The organism is Microbacterium sp. B35-04 (genome assembly GCF_010634885.1).
Classification (GTDB): Bacteria; Actinomycetota; Actinomycetes; order Actinomycetales; family Microbacteriaceae; genus Microbacterium.
This window is the reverse complement of the sequence record NZ_MWLP01000095.1, coordinates 1-16,492: the sequence shown is the minus strand read 5'-3', so window position 1 is coordinate 16,492 and position 16,492 is coordinate 1. Positions and strand designations below refer to the sequence as shown.

The 16,492-nt window shown below is 71.3% G+C and carries 14 protein-coding genes; 8 read left to right on the top strand and 6 right to left on the bottom strand.

Annotated elements, in window-relative coordinates:
• Nucleotides 1-301 precede the first annotated feature (301 nt).
• Together B1729_RS17810 and B1729_RS17805 are read right to left on the bottom strand one after the other, a co-directional pair.
• A complete protein-coding gene (locus tag B1729_RS17810) occupies nt 302-1,012 on the bottom strand; it encodes a YcnI family protein (RefSeq protein WP_163634109.1) in 711 nt (236 codons plus the stop codon).
• A 136-nt stretch (nt 1,013-1,148) separates the two neighbouring features.
• On the bottom strand, nt 1,149-1,712 hold the full coding sequence (locus B1729_RS17805; RefSeq protein WP_163634107.1) for a hypothetical protein: 564 nt from the start codon (nt 1,710-1,712) through the stop codon (nt 1,149-1,151).
• A gap of 94 nt (nt 1,713-1,806) precedes the next feature.
• Between B1729_RS17805 and B1729_RS17800 the strand changes: the two genes are divergently transcribed.
• A complete protein-coding gene (locus B1729_RS17800) occupies nt 1,807-3,102 on the top strand; it encodes a M50 family metallopeptidase (RefSeq protein WP_163634105.1) in 1,296 nt (431 codons plus the stop codon).
• A 125-nt stretch (nt 3,103-3,227) separates the two neighbouring features.
• Here the strand turns inward: B1729_RS17800 and B1729_RS17795 are convergent, their stop codons facing one another.
• Nucleotides 3,228-5,210, bottom strand: a complete 1,983-nt coding sequence (locus tag B1729_RS17795) for a chorismate-binding protein (RefSeq protein WP_163634103.1) — start codon at nt 5,208-5,210, stop codon at nt 3,228-3,230.
• 179 nt (nt 5,211-5,389) lie between these two features.
• A complete protein-coding gene (locus B1729_RS17790; protein WP_163634100.1) occupies nt 5,390-6,625 on the bottom strand; it encodes a low temperature requirement protein A in 1,236 nt (411 codons plus the stop codon).
• Nucleotides 6,626-6,763: 138 nt separating this feature from the next.
• Here B1729_RS17790 and ispG point away from each other — a divergent pair, with 138 nt between their 5' ends.
• Genes ispG through B1729_RS17770 form a run of 4 tightly spaced genes read left to right on the top strand, consistent with a single transcriptional unit; the run spans nt 6,764 to nt 10,774 of the window.
• Nucleotides 6,764-7,915 carry a flavodoxin-dependent (E)-4-hydroxy-3-methylbut-2-enyl-diphosphate synthase gene (gene ispG, locus B1729_RS17785; RefSeq protein ID WP_204260065.1) on the top strand — a complete coding sequence of 384 codons (1,152 nt, stop codon included), beginning with the start codon at nt 6,764-6,766 and terminating at the stop codon, nt 7,913-7,915.
• Nucleotides 7,915-8,796: an aminoglycoside phosphotransferase family protein gene (locus B1729_RS17780; protein WP_163617958.1), complete on the top strand. Its 882-nt coding sequence runs from the start codon at nt 7,915-7,917 to the stop codon at nt 8,794-8,796. Before ispG ends, B1729_RS17780 begins: the two co-directional genes overlap by 1 nt.
• A gap of 38 nt (nt 8,797-8,834) precedes the next feature.
• On the top strand, nt 8,835-9,581 hold the full coding sequence (locus tag B1729_RS17775) for a metallophosphoesterase family protein (protein WP_163617957.1): 747 nt from the start codon (nt 8,835-8,837) through the stop codon (nt 9,579-9,581).
• Entirely contained in the window at nt 9,578-10,774 is a 1,197-nt protein-coding gene (locus B1729_RS17770; protein ID WP_163617956.1) for a benzoate/H(+) symporter BenE family transporter, read from the top strand. The genes B1729_RS17775 and B1729_RS17770 overlap by 4 nt, the downstream gene beginning before the upstream one ends.
• Before the next feature lie 12 nt (nt 10,775-10,786).
• Here B1729_RS17770 and B1729_RS17765 read toward each other — a convergent pair whose 3' ends face one another.
• The gene (locus tag B1729_RS17765) at nt 10,787-11,089 is read right to left on the bottom strand and encodes a hypothetical protein (RefSeq protein ID WP_204318963.1); all 303 of its coding nucleotides are present in this window, start codon (nt 11,087-11,089) and stop codon (nt 10,787-10,789) included.
• 188 nt (nt 11,090-11,277) lie between these two features.
• Nucleotides 11,278-12,720 (bottom strand): RNB domain-containing ribonuclease, encoded by a 1,443-nt coding sequence (locus B1729_RS17760; RefSeq protein ID WP_163634098.1) that lies wholly within the window; start codon nt 12,718-12,720, stop codon nt 11,278-11,280.
• 118 nt (nt 12,721-12,838) lie between these two features.
• Between B1729_RS17760 and B1729_RS17755 the strand changes: the two genes are divergently transcribed.
• From B1729_RS17755 to B1729_RS17745, 3 genes are all read left to right on the top strand, one after another.
• Nucleotides 12,839-13,375 carry an RNA polymerase sigma factor gene (locus B1729_RS17755; RefSeq protein WP_163617954.1) on the top strand — a complete coding sequence of 179 codons (537 nt, stop codon included), beginning with the start codon at nt 12,839-12,841 and terminating at the stop codon, nt 13,373-13,375.
• The gene (locus B1729_RS17750; RefSeq protein ID WP_163617953.1) at nt 13,372-14,580 is read left to right on the top strand and encodes a hypothetical protein; all 1,209 of its coding nucleotides are present in this window, start codon (nt 13,372-13,374) and stop codon (nt 14,578-14,580) included. The genes B1729_RS17755 and B1729_RS17750 overlap by 4 nt, the downstream gene beginning before the upstream one ends.
• Before the next feature lie 74 nt (nt 14,581-14,654).
• A complete protein-coding gene (locus tag B1729_RS17745; RefSeq protein WP_163617952.1) occupies nt 14,655-16,451 on the top strand; it encodes a proline--tRNA ligase in 1,797 nt (598 codons plus the stop codon).
• The last annotated feature ends 41 nt before the right edge of the window (nt 16,452-16,492 follow it).

The window sequence follows — 16,492 nt, the reverse complement described above, 5'->3', positions numbered from 1 at the left end:
ACCGAGACGAAACACCTCGAGTCGACGGTCTGCGCCGTGTGCGGGGCGTTTCGTCTCGCTCGTTCCTCGCTCGCTCAACGACCGGAACCCGTGCGACGTTCGTTCCTCGCTCGCTCAACGACCGGAACCCGTGCGACGTTGGTTCCTCGCTCGCTCAACGACCGGAACCCGTGCGACGTTGGTTCCTCGCTCGCTCGACGACCGGAACCCGTGCGACGTTCGTTCCTCGCTCGCTCAACGGCCCGGGCAGAGGGGCCCGCGGGCGGCGGTGCGTCGCCCGCGGGCCAACGGCCCTGCCGGGTCAGGCCTTGCGGCGGCCGCGCACGAGGACGATCACGAGCGCTGCGAGCCCCGCGGCGAGTCCGCCGGCGGCGAGCCAGCGGGCGACCGGGTCGGCCGAGGAGGCGGATGCCGCATCCGCCGTCTCGGCGCTGGCTTCGGCGTCCTCGTCGGCCGTGTGCTGCGTGGCCGCGGCGGTGTCGTGGCCGGTGTCGGCCGCGACGGCGCCCACCTCGACCAGCGGCGCCGGTGCGTCGAGGTCGTGGGGGTCCTCACCCTCCTCGGCGATCTGCGTCCACGCCGTCTCGCCCTCGGCGCAGGTCTGCGTCACCGGGAAGGCGAGCGTCGTGCCGGCCGCGTCCTCGGTGAAGAGCACATCCATTGAGACGGTCGCCTTGAGGCCGTCCTCGACGGGGGTGGCGGCGGTGTAGACGACGCGGGTCGGCACGCCGTCCGCGCCGAGTTCGCGCGTGATGCTCCAGCCGCCCTGGACAGCCGGCGTCACGTTGCCGACTCCGTCGGGGATGTCGATGGCGAGGGCGGTCGTGGGGGAGCCGTCGCAGCCGTGCGAGAACGAGAACGCGAGCGTCTCGGTGCCGCCGGCGGACGCCGTCCCGGGGTTCACGTGGACGTGCGCGGACGCGGCGAGTGGCGCGCCGAGCGCCAGGGCGAGGCCGGCGGTCGCACCGATCGCGATGCGGCGGCTGCGGGACAGGGGGGAGTGCGTGGTCATGAGTGTGCTTTCGTCTTTCGTCGAGGTCGTCGGCGCGGACGGCCGAACGACGCGTCGCGGCGAGTGCGCGTACGCGGGTGAATCCGGCGTGCGCATCGGGCGCGGCCGGCGACGGGTGCGGCGCTCGAGGCGCCGCTCAGACGAAGGCGGGTGGTCCGCGCCGTGAGACGTCGGACAGGAGGATGCGCGGCGCGGCACCGCGCGTGGGTGCCTGCGCGGCAGGCAGCCTCGGCGTGGGCACACGCGACGCGATGGCCCGCACCCGCGTGAAGATCGATCGGATGCCGCTGCCCAGGGCGCGCAGCATCCGCTCTCCGCCGTGGAGTGCCAGGACGGTGCCGAACGCGGCGAGCACATGGGCGGCGAGCATGGGTGCGTCGGGGACGACGAGGGCGCTCAGATCGCCGCCGAGGTGGGTCACGTGGTGCCCGTGCAGCGCCGCAGCGTCAGCGTCGGCCGTGACGGCGAAGGCGACGTGGAAGAGCGCCTGGCTCGCGACCACGGTCGCACCCACGCGCCACGCGGACAGGCGCCGCCCGATCAGGCCGACAGCGAACGGCGAGGCGAGGATGCCGACGGCGGCCACCAGTGCGGGGGAGGGCGCTCCGCCGCCCGCGAGCGTGTGGGCAGTGGCGGCGACGACGGTGGCAACCCACGCAGCGGCAGTGCCGCGCAGCGCGCGCACGTGGCGTGGGGTCACGGCTCCTCCTCGCCTCGAGCTTAGGGGAGGAGCCGGCAGCCCTCGCGTGCACCGTCACACCCAACTCAAAGCATCACGCGGGTACCGTGGGCGTGTGGAGATCCTCGCGTTCGTCATCGGTGTCGTGCTCATGGTCGTGGGCCTCGCCGTGTCGATCGCGCTGCACGAGCTCGGCCACCTGTGGCCCGCGAAGAAGTTCGGCGTCCGCGTCGGCCAGTACATGATCGGCTTCGGGCCCACGCTGTGGTCCCGACGCATCCGCGGCACCGAGTACGGCTTCAAGGCCTTCCCGGTGGGCGGCTACATCTCTATGGCCGGGATGTATCCGCCCTCTCCCCAGGCCGCGAGCCGGGGTGGACGCGCCGCCGGCGGCTTCTTCGCCACGATGGTGCAGGACGCCCGCGACGCCAACGACGAGACGGTGCACGGCGACGATGACGTACACGTCTTCTACCGCCTGCCGGTCTGGAAGCGCATCGTCGTGATGCTCGGCGGCCCGGTCATGAACCTCCTGTTCGCCATGGTGCTGTTCGCGATCCTCCTGACGGGCATCGGCGTGCAGACCGCGACGACCACCGTCGCCCGGCTCTCGGAGTGCGTCCCGACCACGAGCTCGAGCGAATGCGCCGAATCCGCGCCCGCCGCCCCCGCCGAAGAGGCGGGCATCCAGGCCGGCGACACGATCGTGTCGATCGACGGCGAGCCGGTCGCGGACTTCGACGAGGCGACCGCCATCATCCGCTCCTCACCCGGCGAGCAGCTGACGTTCGTCGTCGAGCGCGACGGCACCGAGCAGAGTCTGCAGGTGACGCCTGCGGCGATCCAGGCCGAGGTGACGGCCGCCGACGGCACGACCAGCACCGAGGAGATCGGCTTCGTCGGCATCGGCCCGTCCGTCGATTACGTCACACAGCCGATCTTGGCCGGACCGCAGATGGCCTTGCAGAACGTCGGAGCCGTCGCGGGGATCATCTGGCAGCTTCCCGCGAAGGTGTGGGAGACGGGCGTCGACCTCGTCACCGGCGAAGAGCGCGACCCGAACGGCCCGCTCAGCATCGTGGGGGCCGGGCGGCTCTCCGGCGAGGTGGCCGCAGCGGACTCGCCGATCCTGAATCGGGTCGCGGGGTTCCTCTCGCTCCTGGCGTCGCTCAACATCGCCCTCTTCGTCTTCAACCTCATCCCGCTGCTGCCGCTGGACGGCGGGCACGTCGCCGTCGCGCTGTGGGACGGACTCAAGCGCGCGTGGGCGAAGCTGTTCAACCGGCCGCCGCCGAAGCCGGTCGATGCGACCAAGCTCGTGCCGGTGACCTTCGCCGTCTTCATCGCACTGCTGGTGATGGGCGGCATCCTGATCCTCGCCGACCTGTTCAACCCCGTCTCGCTCATCTGACGCGGAAATATACCCTCTCGCGACTCCGGTGCCAGGGAATCGCGAGAGGGTATATTTCGCACGGCACCGCGGGGAGGGGGGCTCCCGCGGGCGGACGGATGCCGTGGAGCGGCGGATGCCCCGGCTCAGGCGGTGACGGGCGTGAGGGCCTGGGCGACCAGGCGCTGCAGCGTCGTCATGCCGTCGCGCGACAGGATCGACTCGAGGTGCCCCTGCACGGACGCGAAGCCCGGACCGCGCAGCGCGTAGACATCGCCCGCGGCGTCGGCCGCGATCTCCGCCTCGCCCGCGCGCGTGGTGCCGGCGGGCACGCGGGCTGTGAAGGTGTTGTAGAAGCCGATGGATGCGGGCATCCCGAACACGTCGACGGATTTCTGAAGTCCCTGGTGCGGCGCGTCGAGCGGTGCCAGACCGATCCCGAACGTGTCGGCGAGGATCTGGTGGCTGAGGCACACCGCGAGGAGCGGCCGGCCGGCCTCCCGTCGTCGCGCGACGACCTCGCGCATGCGGCGGATGCGGGGGCTCGACGCGTCACGCGGGTCGCCCGGCCCCGGTCCCGAGACCAGCAGCTCGGCCCCATCGACCTGCGCGTCGGTGACCGCGTCCCACGGCGCGATCTCGACCTCGAGTCCGAGATGGCGGAGCTGATGCGCGAGCATCGTGGTGAAGCGATCCTCGGCGTCCACGACGAGTGCCGACCGGCCCGCGAACGGCGCGGGACCATCGGCGCCCTGCGGGTTCAGCCAGAACTCGGCGAGGCGCCCGTTGCGCGAGGCCAGCAGCTCGGCGATCGCCGGGTCGTCGGCGAGCCGGCGAGGGGCGGGGGCGGGGGCGTCCTCGTCGATGACGTGTGCCGCCGCGACATCCGCCACCGCAAGGTTCGCCACGGTGCCCTTCGCCGGCGCGGCGACGGCGGCTTCTGCTGCGGCGTCACGGGGCACGGCGCCGATCGCGCCGAGCACTCCGGCCGCCTTCCCGTGCGTCTCACCGACCTCGCCGTAGGGGTCGGAGTGGCGGACGAGCGTCGCACCGACCGGGACGCGCAGGCGGCCGTCCTGAAGGTACGCGGTGCGGATCAGGATCGGGGCGTCGAGGTCGTGCGTCGCCTCGTCGGCCGCGAGGGTCAGGCGGGGGGTGAACAGCGCCGCCACGCCGGAGTAGTAGCCGCGGGGCGTCGTCTCGTGCCGGCTGATGACCGTGCACGCATTCTGCATGGGTGAGCCGGTCACGGTCGGCGCGAACATCGTCTCGCGGAGGATGTCGCGCGGATCCAGCCGGCTGCGTCCCCGCAGGACGTACTCGGTGTGGGTGAGCCGCGACATCTCCTTGAGGTGCGGGCCCGTGATGCGGCCGCCGTCGGAGCAGACGGCGCTCATCATCTTGAGCTCCTCGTCGACGACCATGAACAGCTCCTCGGTCTCCTTCGTGGAGCGGAGGAACTCGGTGAGCGTCTCGGCGGTCGCGCCCCCGTCGGGGTGGCGGAACGTCCCCGAGATCGGGTTCATGGTGACGACGCCGTCACGGGCGCTGACGTGCGCCTCGGGGCTCGCGCCGACGGCCACGTGGCCCGGCGTGACGACCGCGAAGGTCCAGTAGGCGCCGCGCTCGTGCTCGAGGAGAGCCCGGAACCACGTGAGGGCGGCGGTGGCGGCATCCGTCGACACGCCCGCGGTGAAGTCGCGGCGGATGACGAAATTGGCGCCCTCGCCGCGCCCGATCTCGTCGGCGATCACCCGCCGCACGATGTCGGCGTACTCCTCGTCGGCGATGTCGAAGCCCGCATCCTGCAGCGCGACCGGCTCGGTGGGCAACTGCGCGAGAGCTTCGTCGCGGGGGAGCGCTGTCCGCTCGCGGACGATGAGGCAGCGCAGCGGTGCTCCGTCGTCGTGGCACTCGAACCCGCGCTCGCGGACTTGTCGGAACGGCACCAGGGCCAGCACCTCTCGCGGTGCTCCCGAGTCATCGGTGAGCGGGATGTCGGACAGCAGGTCGACGTCGACGACGTCTCCCGTGAGCAGCTCGACGGTCGCATCATCACGGGCGATGAGGGCGAAGGGTATGCCGCGGTCGGCGATCTCGCGGAGCGAGGGGTGGGCGGGCCCGGTCATGGCTCTGGTTCTTTCGTCGTGGGGGAGGCATCCCTTACGAAGAAGAAGACCGCCCCGAGGGCGGTCTGGGTCGCGCGAAACCCACCGCCTATGCGGTGAGCCACCAGGTGGTGAGGCGTGCGGACATGCGCCGAACCTACCACACCGCTCGTGGCCCCCGTCGGCCGCCGCCGTCGAGGTTACGTCTGTCGCGCGCGCTCCAGGATCTCGGCTCCGTGACGCCAGCCGACGGTCTCGTAGCCGACCACCACCACGGCGGGTGCGCACGCGATGAGCAGCAGCGCCACCCCGAGCGACGCGCCGGCCACGACGGCCACGACACTCGCGGCGAGGAACGCGACCGAGCCTACGTAGAGCCAGATGTGGAACGGGTCGAACTGCATGACGGTCAGCGCGTAGATGCCGAACAGGAAGGTCTCGTAGACGAGCACCGGGATCGCGATGCTCAGCACGGCGAACGTCTCATCGACGTGCGCGTGGTGCGAGATGACGTTCGCGGCGACGTGGAGCCCGGCGCCCACGGCGATCAGCGATCCGAAGACGAAGAGGTGCAGGTAGCCCCACAGGAACCCGCGCCAGCGATGATGCGCGAGCACCTCGCCGAACGGGATGACGAAATAGCTCCACCACATGCCGAACGCCAGCGCGGTCCCGGCGAAGGCGATGAGGGCGGCCTCCAGCGACCAGACGTCGTCCTGCACGACCGCGGAGATCGCGAGGATGGTGCCGAGGATGACCTCGCCCAGGGTGATGATGACGAGGAGTCCGTAGCGCTCGGCGATGTGGTGGGCATGCCAGGGCGTCGGTCCGAATCGCTTCTCGGCGAACAGCGGTCCCGCGAGTTCGAACAGCATGAGCAGCGTGGTGAACACCAACGTCGTGCCGACGGGCAGATTGAGGAAGATCAGGACGATCCAGCCCAGCTGAGCGATGGAGACGTTCACGATGTACGCCATGCAGGTCTTGCGCCGCTTCTCGTCCTGCACGGCGGCGCGAATCCAGAGCGCGATGGTCGCGACGCGCATGACGACGTACCCGACCACCATGACGGTGTTGTTCAGATAGTCGCCGTCGTCGATGGAGTGGAACACGTCCGGCACGCCGAGCGCCACGATCAGCACGCCCACCATCACGACCAGCGTCGAGACGCGGAAGTAGGCGTCGTCGGTGTCGTACGCCGACGCCAGCCACGAGTAGTTGATCCACGCCCAGGTGACGGCGAACGTCGCGAAGGCGAACCCGATGAGGGCCGAGGAGACGTGGCCGAGCTCCAGGTAGTGGGCCATCTGCGACGAGATCTGGCTGAAGGCGACGACGAAGGTCAGGTCGAACAGCAGCTCCAGCGGGGTCGCTGCCCGATGGGCCTCGTTCGGGTCCCTGCCGGTCATGCGTCCGAGGTGGTGGCTCAGGCTCATGGCGGGAAGATACACCGTCTGCGCGACGCACCGGCACGCGAGCGGGTCTCATCGGTCGCGGCATCCGCTCAGCACTTCGGCAGGCTCCTCCCCGGCGACGCCGGGCCCCGCGGGCTCCGTGCCGCGTAGGCTGGGGGCGTGCCAGCCGTCAATCTCGGGATGCCCAAGGTCCCCGAAACGCTCGCCCCCCGTCGCAAGACCCGCCAGATCAAGGTGGGCAAGGTGTTGGTGGGCGGCGACGCCCCCGTGAGCGTGCAGTCCATGACGACGACGCCGACGACCAACATCAACGCGACGCTCCAGCAGATCGCCGAGCTCACCGCCTCGGGCTGCGAGATCGTGCGCGTGGCGGTGCCGTCGCAGGACGACGCCGATGTGCTGCACATCATCGCGGCGAAGAGCCAGATCCCGGTGATCGCCGACATCCACTTCCAGCCCAAGTACGTGTTCCAGGCCATCGACGCCGGCTGCGGCGCGGTGCGCGTGAACCCGGGCAACATCCGCAAGTTCGACGATCAGGTCGGCGCGATCGCCGCCGCGGCGAAGGCCGCCGGGGTGTCGCTGCGCATCGGCGTCAACGCCGGTTCGCTCGACCGGCGCCTGCTCGAGAAGTACGGCAAGGCGACCCCTGAGGCGCTCGTCGAGAGCGCCGTGTGGGAGGCATCCCTCTTCGAGGAGCACGACTTCCACGACTTCAAGATCTCGGTCAAGCACAACGACCCGATCGTCATGGTGAAGGCCTACCGCCTGCTCGCCGAGCGGGGCGACTGGCCGCTCCACCTCGGCGTGACCGAGGCCGGCCCCGCGTTCCAGGGCACGATCAAGTCCGCGACGGCGTTCGGCATCCTGCTCGCCGAGGGCATCGGCGACACGATCCGCGTCTCGCTGTCGGCGCCACCCGCCGAAGAGGTCAAGGTCGGCCACCAGATCCTGCAGTCCCTCAACCTGCGCGAGCGCAAGCTCGAGATCGTGTCGTGCCCGTCGTGCGGCCGTGCCCAGGTGGACGTCTACACGCTGGCAGACAACGTCACCGAGGGCCTCAAGGACATGACCGTGCCGCTGCGCGTGGCCGTCATGGGCTGCGTCGTCAACGGGCCGGGCGAGGCCCGCGAGGCCGACCTCGGTGTCGCCTCCGGCAACGGCAAGGGGCAGATCTTCGTGAAGGGGCAGGTCATCAAGACCGTCCCCGAGGCCGACATCGTCGCCACCCTCATCGAGGAGGCGAACCGCCTCGCCGCCGAGATGGGCCCTGACGCGGCAGTCGGCACAGCGCAGGTCGTCACGTCCTGATGGGCTTCGGCCGGCTCTCGGCCGTGCAGCGGGTTCGGGTCGACGAGTGGCTGCCGGGAGCCGAGGTCGTCGCCGACCTCAGCTGGAACCAGGTGGAGACAGTCGTGCTGCGGGTGCGGCACGCCGAGCGGGAGCTGATCGTCAAGGCGTCCGGCGACGCCGACCACCACATGGGTCGCGAGCTCGACGCTCATGAGGGCGGGTTCGTCTCACCGTGGCAGCACGGCGGGCATGCGGCGCTTCTGCTGCACGCCGACCGCGCGGCACGTGTGCTGGTGCTCGACTGGCTGCCCGGCGTGCTCGCGTACCGGACGCCTGCGGGAGTGGACCCGGGGGTGCACCGGCGCGCGGGAGAGCTCCTGCGGCGGTTCCACGACCAGGCTTCCCGCCCGTCGGACGGAACGGATGCCGCTGCCACGCGTCGCGCCTTGCGCTGGCTCGACACGTCCGACGCCATCGCGCCGGAAATGCAGGCACGGCTGCGTCACGCGCTCGCCGCGCTGCCGCCGGTCGAGGACGACCTCGTTCCGACGCACGGGGACTGGCAGCCCCGCAACTGGCTCGTGGACGGCGGCGTGGTGCGGGTGATCGACTTCGGCAGGTTCGCCTTCCGCCCGGCCGCGACGGACTTCGTGCGGCTCGCGGCGCAGGAATGGCGTGAGAATCCCACCTGCGAGACCGCGTTCTTCGAGGGGTACGGCCGCGATCCGAAGCTCGGCTCCGGCCCGTCCGACCGCGCCTCCGGGCCGTCTCACTGGCTCCTGCTGAGATTGCGGGAAGCCATCGGCACCGCCTGCTGGGCGCATCAGGTGGGCGACGAGGCGTTCGAGGCGCAGGGCCACCGCATGATCGCCGACGCGCTCGCCGAGTTCGAGCGCTGACACCGCTCTCGCTCCGCCAGCCGTGGCATGATCCGAAGGTGCCTCTCGACCGGATCGCCGTCATCTCCGACGTCCATGGCAACCTGACTGCGCTGGAGGCGGTGCTCGACGACATCGCCGGACACGGCATCCGTCGGATCTTCAATCTGGGCGACAACATCGGCAAGGGCCCGCGGGGTGCGGCCGCCTGCGACCGGCTGCGCGAGGTGTGCGAGGTCAACATCCGCGGCAACTGGGACGACTTCATCGGCACCGTCGGGGACGACCAGCCGGAGGAGATGCGGTGGTGGCGGGACGAGCTCTCTGCCGCACAGCGGCAGTGGCTCGGCAGTCTCGGGCTCAGCCACGACCTCGTGATGAGCGGCCGCCGCATCCGGCTGTTCCATGCGTCGGCCGCGAGCCCGCATGTGCGGGTGCGCTTCCATCACACCGATGAAGAGTTCGACGGCATGTTCCGCGCCACGGCCATGACGGGCGACGGCCCGGCACCGACGGTCGTGGGCTACGGCGACGTCCACGATGCGTACCTCGAGTCGCGCGACGGCCGCACGCTCTTCAACACCGGAAGCGTCGGCAATCCGCTCGACGAGCCGACGCCGAGCTACGTGATCCTCGAGGGCGTGCTCGGCGCGACCGCGCCCGCGCCGTTCGAGGTGCGCTTCGTGCGCGTGCCGTACGACGTCGACGCCGAGGTCGCCGTCGCGCACGAGGTCGGGATGCCCGCGCGCGACGTCTGGGAGGTCGAGCTCCGGACCGCCGTCTACCGCGGTCGGCAGAACGCATGAGCGCCGCCGCGCCTTCGGAGGCAGTCGCGCCCCTCTCGCGCCCCATCGTCGCGGGGATCGTGACGGCGCTGGTCGGTGTCACGAGCTCGTTCGCGGTCGTGCTGACGGGGCTCGACGCGGTCGGCGCCACGCGCGCCCAGGCGGCGAGCGGACTGCTGGTGCTGTGCCTCACCATGGGCACCTCGGCCATCCTCCTCGCCTGGCGGTACCGGATGCCGATCACGGTCGCCTGGTCCACACCCGGCGCCGCCGTGCTCGCCGCGACGGGCTCGGTCGAGGGCGGATGGCCGGCGGCGGTCGGGGCCTTCCTGGTGACGGCGGCGCTCATCCTGCTGACCGCGCTGTGGCCGCAGCTCGGCCGGCTCATCGCCCGGATCCCGCCCTCCATCGCCCAGGCGATGCTCGCGGGCGTGCTGCTTCCGCTCTGCCTCGCGCCGGTCACGGGCCTCGTGGTCAACCCGTGGGGCGTCGTGCCGGTCGTGGTGACGTGGCTGGTGTTCGTGCGGATCGCACCCCGGTGGGCCGTGCCGCTCGCGTTCGTCGCGGCATCCGTGGTCGTGGGGGTGGATGTCGCCGTCACGGGCGCGACGATCGACCCGGCGCTCTTCGTGCCGCGGCTCGAGCTCACGGCGCCCACGCTCACCTTCGGAGCCGTCGTCGGCCTCGCGCTGCCGCTCTTCCTGGTGACGATGGCGTCGCAGAACGTGCCGGGCGTCGCGATCATGCGCAGCTTCGGCTACGAGGTGCCGTGGCGGCCGGCGATGCTCGTCACCGGCGTCGGCACCGCGATCGGCGCGACGGCGGGCGGGCACGCGATCAACCTCGCGGCGATCAGCGCGGCGCTCGCCGCGGCGCCCGACGCCGATCCCGATCCGAAGCGACGCTGGATCGCCGGCGTGTCGACCGGCGCCGCCGGCATCGTGCTGGGCGGGCTGTCGGCGGCGCTGGTAGCGCTGGTCGTGGTCGCTCCGGAGGCCGTCATCCCGGCGGTCGCCGGCATCGCGCTGTTCGGCGCCTTCGGGTCGGCCGTGCAGCAGGCGATCGACGACCCGGGGGAGCGGCTGCCCGCCGTGGTGACGTTCCTCGTCGCGGCGTCGGGGGTCGCCATCGCGGGTGTCAGCGCGGCGTTCTGGGCTCTCGTGGCCGGGCTCGTGGTGCGCGAGGTGCTCCACGCGGGTCGCCGCTCGCGCTGACGAGCGACCGGTTCACCGGCGCCGGGCGACCTGTCGGCGGCTGAGCGCCAGATAGGCGCGGAGAAGGCGCGGCACGACGACGTAGACGGCGAGCGGCACGACCACAGCCGTGAGCACGAGCGCGCGCAGGATCGGGTGCCACGAGTCCGAGACAGGTCCGAGCAGGAGCATGCCGATCGACACCAGCGGGAAGATCGCCAGCCACGTCACGACTGCGCGCACGTGCACCGAGGGCGGCGCGACCGGCGTTGGCGTGTCGATGTCTCCGTCGACGGCAGCGATGGCGGTGGTGGTGTCGCCGGCACTGTCGTTCATGGGACTCCTCGGGTGCGGCATCCCGATCAGCGGGTGCGAACGGTGTGCGGTGTGCAATGTGCGGGGTGCAGCGCGGAGCATGCAGTGGAGTCATGCAAGCGCTCGAGGGCTGCGGCTATTCCGCCGATCCGAGATCCGCGGGCCCGGGCGGTCAGTGGACACGGACGATTCCGTCGTCACGACCCAGGCTAGGCGGTCGGCTCCAGCACGATCGTGCCGGTCGCGATCGAGGTGCGCGTGAGACGCAGGTGCACCGTCTCGCCCGGGGCGGCGTCGAGGCCGGTCACCTTCGCTGTCACCGGAGGATCGGTCAGCTGCACCCGAGCGCCGTCGTTGCGCCGGCCGAGCACCACCGCCTCGAAGACCTGCCCTTCGTGCCGTGAGAGCAGCGCGGCCTCGACCCTGTCGAGCGTGGCGGCATCCAGCCGGTTCGCCACGCCGTCGCTACGAGCCATGATCTTCGGAAGGGTGGGGAGGGCCTCGCGCACCCACTCCGGAACCTCACGCCCATTCGCCAGCGCTTCGCACGTGACGAGCGACCAGCGATCGACCAGTCGGCGCAGGGGAGCGGTGGCGTGCGCGTACGGCGCACCGATCGCTGCCTGCAGAGGATCGGCAGGCGGGTCGCCGTCGAAGGCCACGTAGCCGGCGCCGCGGAAAAGCCCGGCAGCGGCATCCAGGATCGCCAGCGCCGCCGGCAGATCGCGGTCGAGTGAGCGCAGATAGTCGCCGTACGAGACATCTCGCGGCCAGGGGATGCCGAGCGCCACCGTCTGTGCACGGAACGCGGTGATGTCATCGGGCTCAGCGGCGGGCATGGTGCGGAGGATGCCGACGCCACCGCGGAGCATCAGTTCTGCCGCCGCCATGCCCGTCAGCAGGGAGGCCTGCGCGTTCCAGTCCTCGATGGCGAGCGGCGCCTCCCGTTCGAGGCGGTATCCGTGATCGTCGGCGACGATGCGGGCTTGCGGAACGTTGAGGCTCACGCCGCCGCGCTCCGCCTCGCGTTCCCGGCGCAGCGGCCCGAACCACGCGAGCGCTCGCAGCGCTTCCGGCGCGGTGCCGGTGTCGATGGCGGCCTGCGCATCCACGTAGGTCCACTGGGCGCGGGAGCGGATCACCGCGCGGCGCAGGGTGGTCTCGACCGGGCGTGCGCCATCGTCGAGCACGAAGCGCCACACGAACGCACGCCTCTCCCGCCCCGGCAGCAGCGAGGCCGCGTCCTCGCTGAGGGCGACGGGATGCAGCGGGATCCGGCCGTCGGCCGCGTACAGCGTCTGCCCGCGCAGACGCGCTTCGCCGTCGACGGCGCCACCCGGTGCCACGAAGGCGGGCAGGTCGGCGATGGCGTACTGGAGCACCGCGCCCGTCGCCGTGCGCTCGAGGTGCAGCGCCTGATCGAGATCCGTGGAGCCCGCGGGGTCGATCGTGAGGAACTCGATGTCGCGAAGGTCGTCGAGCTGCGCGGCCGCCGGTTCGGTCGGGACGCTGCGCACCGCCTGCTGTGCTTCGGCCTCGACCTCCGCCGGGAAGCCGGCCTGCAGGTCGAGCTCCGTCCGCAGCTGCGCGAGCGATTCGGTCAGGTCGTCGTGGGCCCGTGCCGGGACCACTCTGGGGCGACGTGCGGGCACCCGCTCAGTGTAGGCAGACGACCGGGCCGATGGTGCGGCAGGCGGAATGATCTCGCGCTTCTCCGGCCGCCGCCCAATGGGATATGAACCATCCACGCGAACCCGGACACTACAGAGTATGGAAGATGACGACGCCTCCCTCTGGGAGCGGGTCCTGGCCGGCGACGAGGCCGCGCTGGCGATGCTGTTCGACCGCCACGAGGCACGTCTCTTCCGGCACGCTCGCCGTCTGCTCACAGCGCGAGAGGACGCCAAGGATGCGGTGACGATCGGGTTCTTCGAACTCTGGCGCAAGCGCGAATCGGTGCGCCTCGTGGACGGCTCGCCACTGCCGTGGCTGCTGAACACCGTCTCGAACTGCGCCCGCAATCTCGAGCGCTCCGGCCGCCGCTACCGGTCGCTCCTCGCCCGGACGCCGGTCGCGGCGAACCCTGGAGCACCGGAGGGTCCGGACGAGACCGGTGTGCTCGCCGCCCTGAAGAGACTGCCCGCCCGCGAGCAGAGCGTCGTCGTACTGACCGTCCTCGAGGGCTATCCCGACCGGGCGGCGGCCGAGACACTCGGCATCCCTGTGGGCACCGTGAAGTCGCGGCTCGCCCGCGCCAAGGCAAAGCTACGCGAAGACATGGCTTCGATCGAGGGAGCATGGGCATGAACGACGACCTCACCCCGAACGAGCGCATCGAGATGCGCGATCTCGTTCTGGCGGGCGCGCAGCGCATCCGCCCCGCGGGCAAGCGCCAGATGCGGATCGCCGCCGGCGCGATCGCGCTCGTGCTGATCGGCGTGGTGAGCGGCGGAGCCATCACGACCGCCGCCCTGCTCGGGTCCGACGCGCGGCCGGCGCCCGCGCCGACGACGAGCGAGACCCGGCCGACGCCGTCTCCCTCGCCGACCCCCGAGTCGACGCCCACCCCGACGCCGACTCCGACACCCGCACCCAGCACTCCGTCTGCGCCGGCTGCGGGCGTCACTCCCTTCGCCGGAGAATGCGAGAACGCGCTCGACGAGGCGGACGTGGAGGCGGTCGCCAAGATCGACATGATGCTGTCGGACTACCGCTGGAAGACCGGCGCGAACGAGGTCCTCGGGGGCATCGACTGCGTCTGGGTCTCGGACGGCGTGTACCTGGCGGCCACCGCACACCTGATGGCCTATCCCGAGGCCGTGGTCGGCGACGCTCTGCGGTCCGGCACCGCGACCGGGTGCGTGCCCGTCACGGAGGACGGGACGCGCGTCGAGTGCACGGAGGCGGGCGTCGTCGGCGGCACCTGGATGGTCGTCCGTGCCGGGGGCGAGAAGGATTCCGTGACGGCGGCCGGTGTGGCCGGGCTCTTCGCGGAGGCGTCGCGCCGGTTGGCCGATCACCCGGCCCCGAGCCCCGCGGCCCGTACGGCCGAGTGGTGGGCGCTGCCCGACTGCGCCGCGATCGTCGCATCCATCGACCCGGCGGTCTACGGCTTCGAGCGGATCGCACTGCTCGGACAGAGCAGTGGCGGCGAGGCGACCGAGCGACTGGAGGGCATCGCGCTCTTCGCGGGCGTCACGAACTGGTGCGAGCTGCATTTCACCTCGGGGAGCGGGGACACGACCTCGGGTGAGGTCGTCCGGGTCGACGTCGTCCCCGGCGGCGCGATCGCATTCCAGACGGCGCTCGACGCGACGGACGCGCAGCCGGTGACGGTCGACGGGGCACAGGCCGCCGTCGTCGCCCCCGGGCTCGACCGTTACGAGGGATCCGGCTCCGTGATCGTCGCGACCGACGGCGTCAACGTCCTCATGGTGACGCCCGACATCATCCGGAGCACGACCGACGCACTGCCGCTCACCGCGGTGGTGCTCGCGCTGATGCGCCCCTGACTCCGGGAAGCGGCGAGGCACGCCCGCGCTGCCCGGAGAGGCCGCGGCATCCGCTCGCCCTAGACTTGACCCTCGTGGTCACCCGTCTGTCGCACTTCTTCCTCCGCACGCTCCGTGAAGACCCCGCCGACGCGGAGGTCACGAGCCACCGGCTGCTCGTGCGCGCCGGCTACATCCGGCGGGCCGCGCCGGGCATCTTCACCTGGCTGCCGCTGGGGCTCAAGGTCAAGGCGAAGATCGAGAAGGTCATCCGCGACGAGATGACCAGCGCGGGCGCCTACGAGGTGCACTTCCCGGCACTGCTGCCGCGCGAACCCTACGAGGCGTCGGGCCGCTGGACCTCCTACGGCGACGGCATCTTCCGGCTGCAGGACCGCAGGGGCGCCGACTACCTGCTCGCGCCCACCCACGAGGAGATGTTCACGCTCCTCGTGAAGGACCTGTACTCGTCGTACAAGGACCTCCCGCTGACGATCTACCAGATCCAGGACAAGTACCGCGACGAGGCCCGCCCGCGTGCCGGACTCCTGCGCGGCCGCGAGTTCACGATGAAGGACGCGTACTCGTTCGATTACACCGACGAGGGTCAGGATGCCTCGTACCAGTCGCAGCGCGACGCCTACGAGCGGATCTTCCAGCAGCTCGGACTGGAATACGTCATCGTCGCGGCCGACAACGGCTTGATGGGCGGCGCGCGGTCGGAGGAGTTCCTGCACCCGACCCCCGTCGGCGAGGACACGTTCGTCCGCTCGGCCGGCGGCTACGCCGCCAACGTGGAGGCGTATACGACGACCCCTCCGTCGCCGATCCGGTTCGACGGGCTGGGCGCACCGGTGATCTTCGATTCGCCGGACACGCCCACGATCCAGACGCTCGTCGACCACGCGAACGCCCACCTCGACGCCCCCGCCTCGGGGATCGCCGGACCGGCGACCGACGGCGCGCTGTCGTGGACAGCGGCGCACACCCTCAAGAACGTGGTGCTCGCCCTCACCCACCTCGACGGCACCAGGGAACTCGTGATCGTCGGTGTACCCGGTGACCGCGACATCGACGACAAGCGCGCCGAGGTCGCCTTCGCGCCCGCCGCCGTGGAGCCCGCGACCGACCAGGACTTCGAGAAGCACCCGCTGCTCGTCAAGGGCTACATCGGCCCGTGGTCCGAGACCGGCGCGGTGCTCGGCGAGGAGTCGGCCACCGGCATCCGCTTCCTGCTCGACCCGCGCGTGGCGGACGGCACCGCGTGGATCACCGGCGCCAACATCGACCAGAAGCACGTCCACACGCTGGTGGCCGGGCGGGACTTCGCCGGCGACGGGTTCGTCGAGGTCGCGAACGTGCGCGCGGGAGACCCTGCACCGGACGGCTCCGGCCCGGTCGAGCTCGCGCGCGGCATGGAGATCGGGCACGTCTTCCAGCTCGGCCGCTTCTTCGCCGAGACCCTCGGCCTCAAGGTCCTCGACGAGAACGGCAAGCTCGTCACCGTCACGATGGGCTCCTACGGCATCGGCGTGACCCGCATCCTCGCGATCATCGCCGAGCTCAACAACGACGACAAGGGCCTCATCTGGCCGGCATCGGTGGCTCCGTTCGACGTGCACGTGGTCGCTGCAGGCCGTGATGTCGTCGTGTTCGACGTCGCTGCGCAGCTGTCGGCGGATCTCGAGGCATCCGGTCTGGACGTGCTCTACGACGACCGCCCCAAGGTCTCGCCGGGCGTGAAGTTCGGCGATGCCGAGCTCGTCGGCGTGCCGAAGATCGTCATCGTCGGCCGCGGGGCCGCCGACGGGCAGGTCGAGCTCTGGGACCGCCGCACCGGCGACCGCGAGGTCGTCCCGGTCGCCGAGGTCGTCGCCCGCCTGCGCCCCTGATCCGCACCGCCCCCGAGAGAGGCGCGAAAGGGTAGATTCCT

Bases quoted from the DNA above. Each gene is read 5' to 3' on its own strand.
- B1729_RS17810 (WP_163634109.1), bottom strand. From the start codon at position 1,012: ATGACCACGCACTCCCCCCTGTCCCGCAGCCGCCGCATCGCGATCGGT.
- B1729_RS17795 (WP_163634103.1), bottom strand. From the start codon at position 5,210: ATGACCGGGCCCGCCCACCCCTCGCTCCGCGAGATCGCCGACCGCGGC.
- B1729_RS17790 (WP_163634100.1), bottom strand. From the start codon at position 6,625: ATGAGCCTGAGCCACCACCTCGGACGCATGACCGGCAGGGACCCGAAC.
- B1729_RS17780 (WP_163617958.1), top strand. From the start codon at position 7,915: ATGGGCTTCGGCCGGCTCTCGGCCGTGCAGCGGGTTCGGGTCGACGAG.
- B1729_RS17770 (WP_163617956.1), top strand. From the start codon at position 9,578: ATGAGCGCCGCCGCGCCTTCGGAGGCAGTCGCGCCCCTCTCGCGCCCC.
- B1729_RS17765 (WP_204318963.1), bottom strand. From the start codon at position 11,089: ATGAACGACAGTGCCGGCGACACCACCACCGCCATCGCTGCCGTCGAC.
- B1729_RS17755 (WP_163617954.1), top strand. From the start codon at position 12,839: ATGGAAGATGACGACGCCTCCCTCTGGGAGCGGGTCCTGGCCGGCGAC.
- B1729_RS17750 (WP_163617953.1), top strand. From the start codon at position 13,372: ATGAACGACGACCTCACCCCGAACGAGCGCATCGAGATGCGCGATCTC.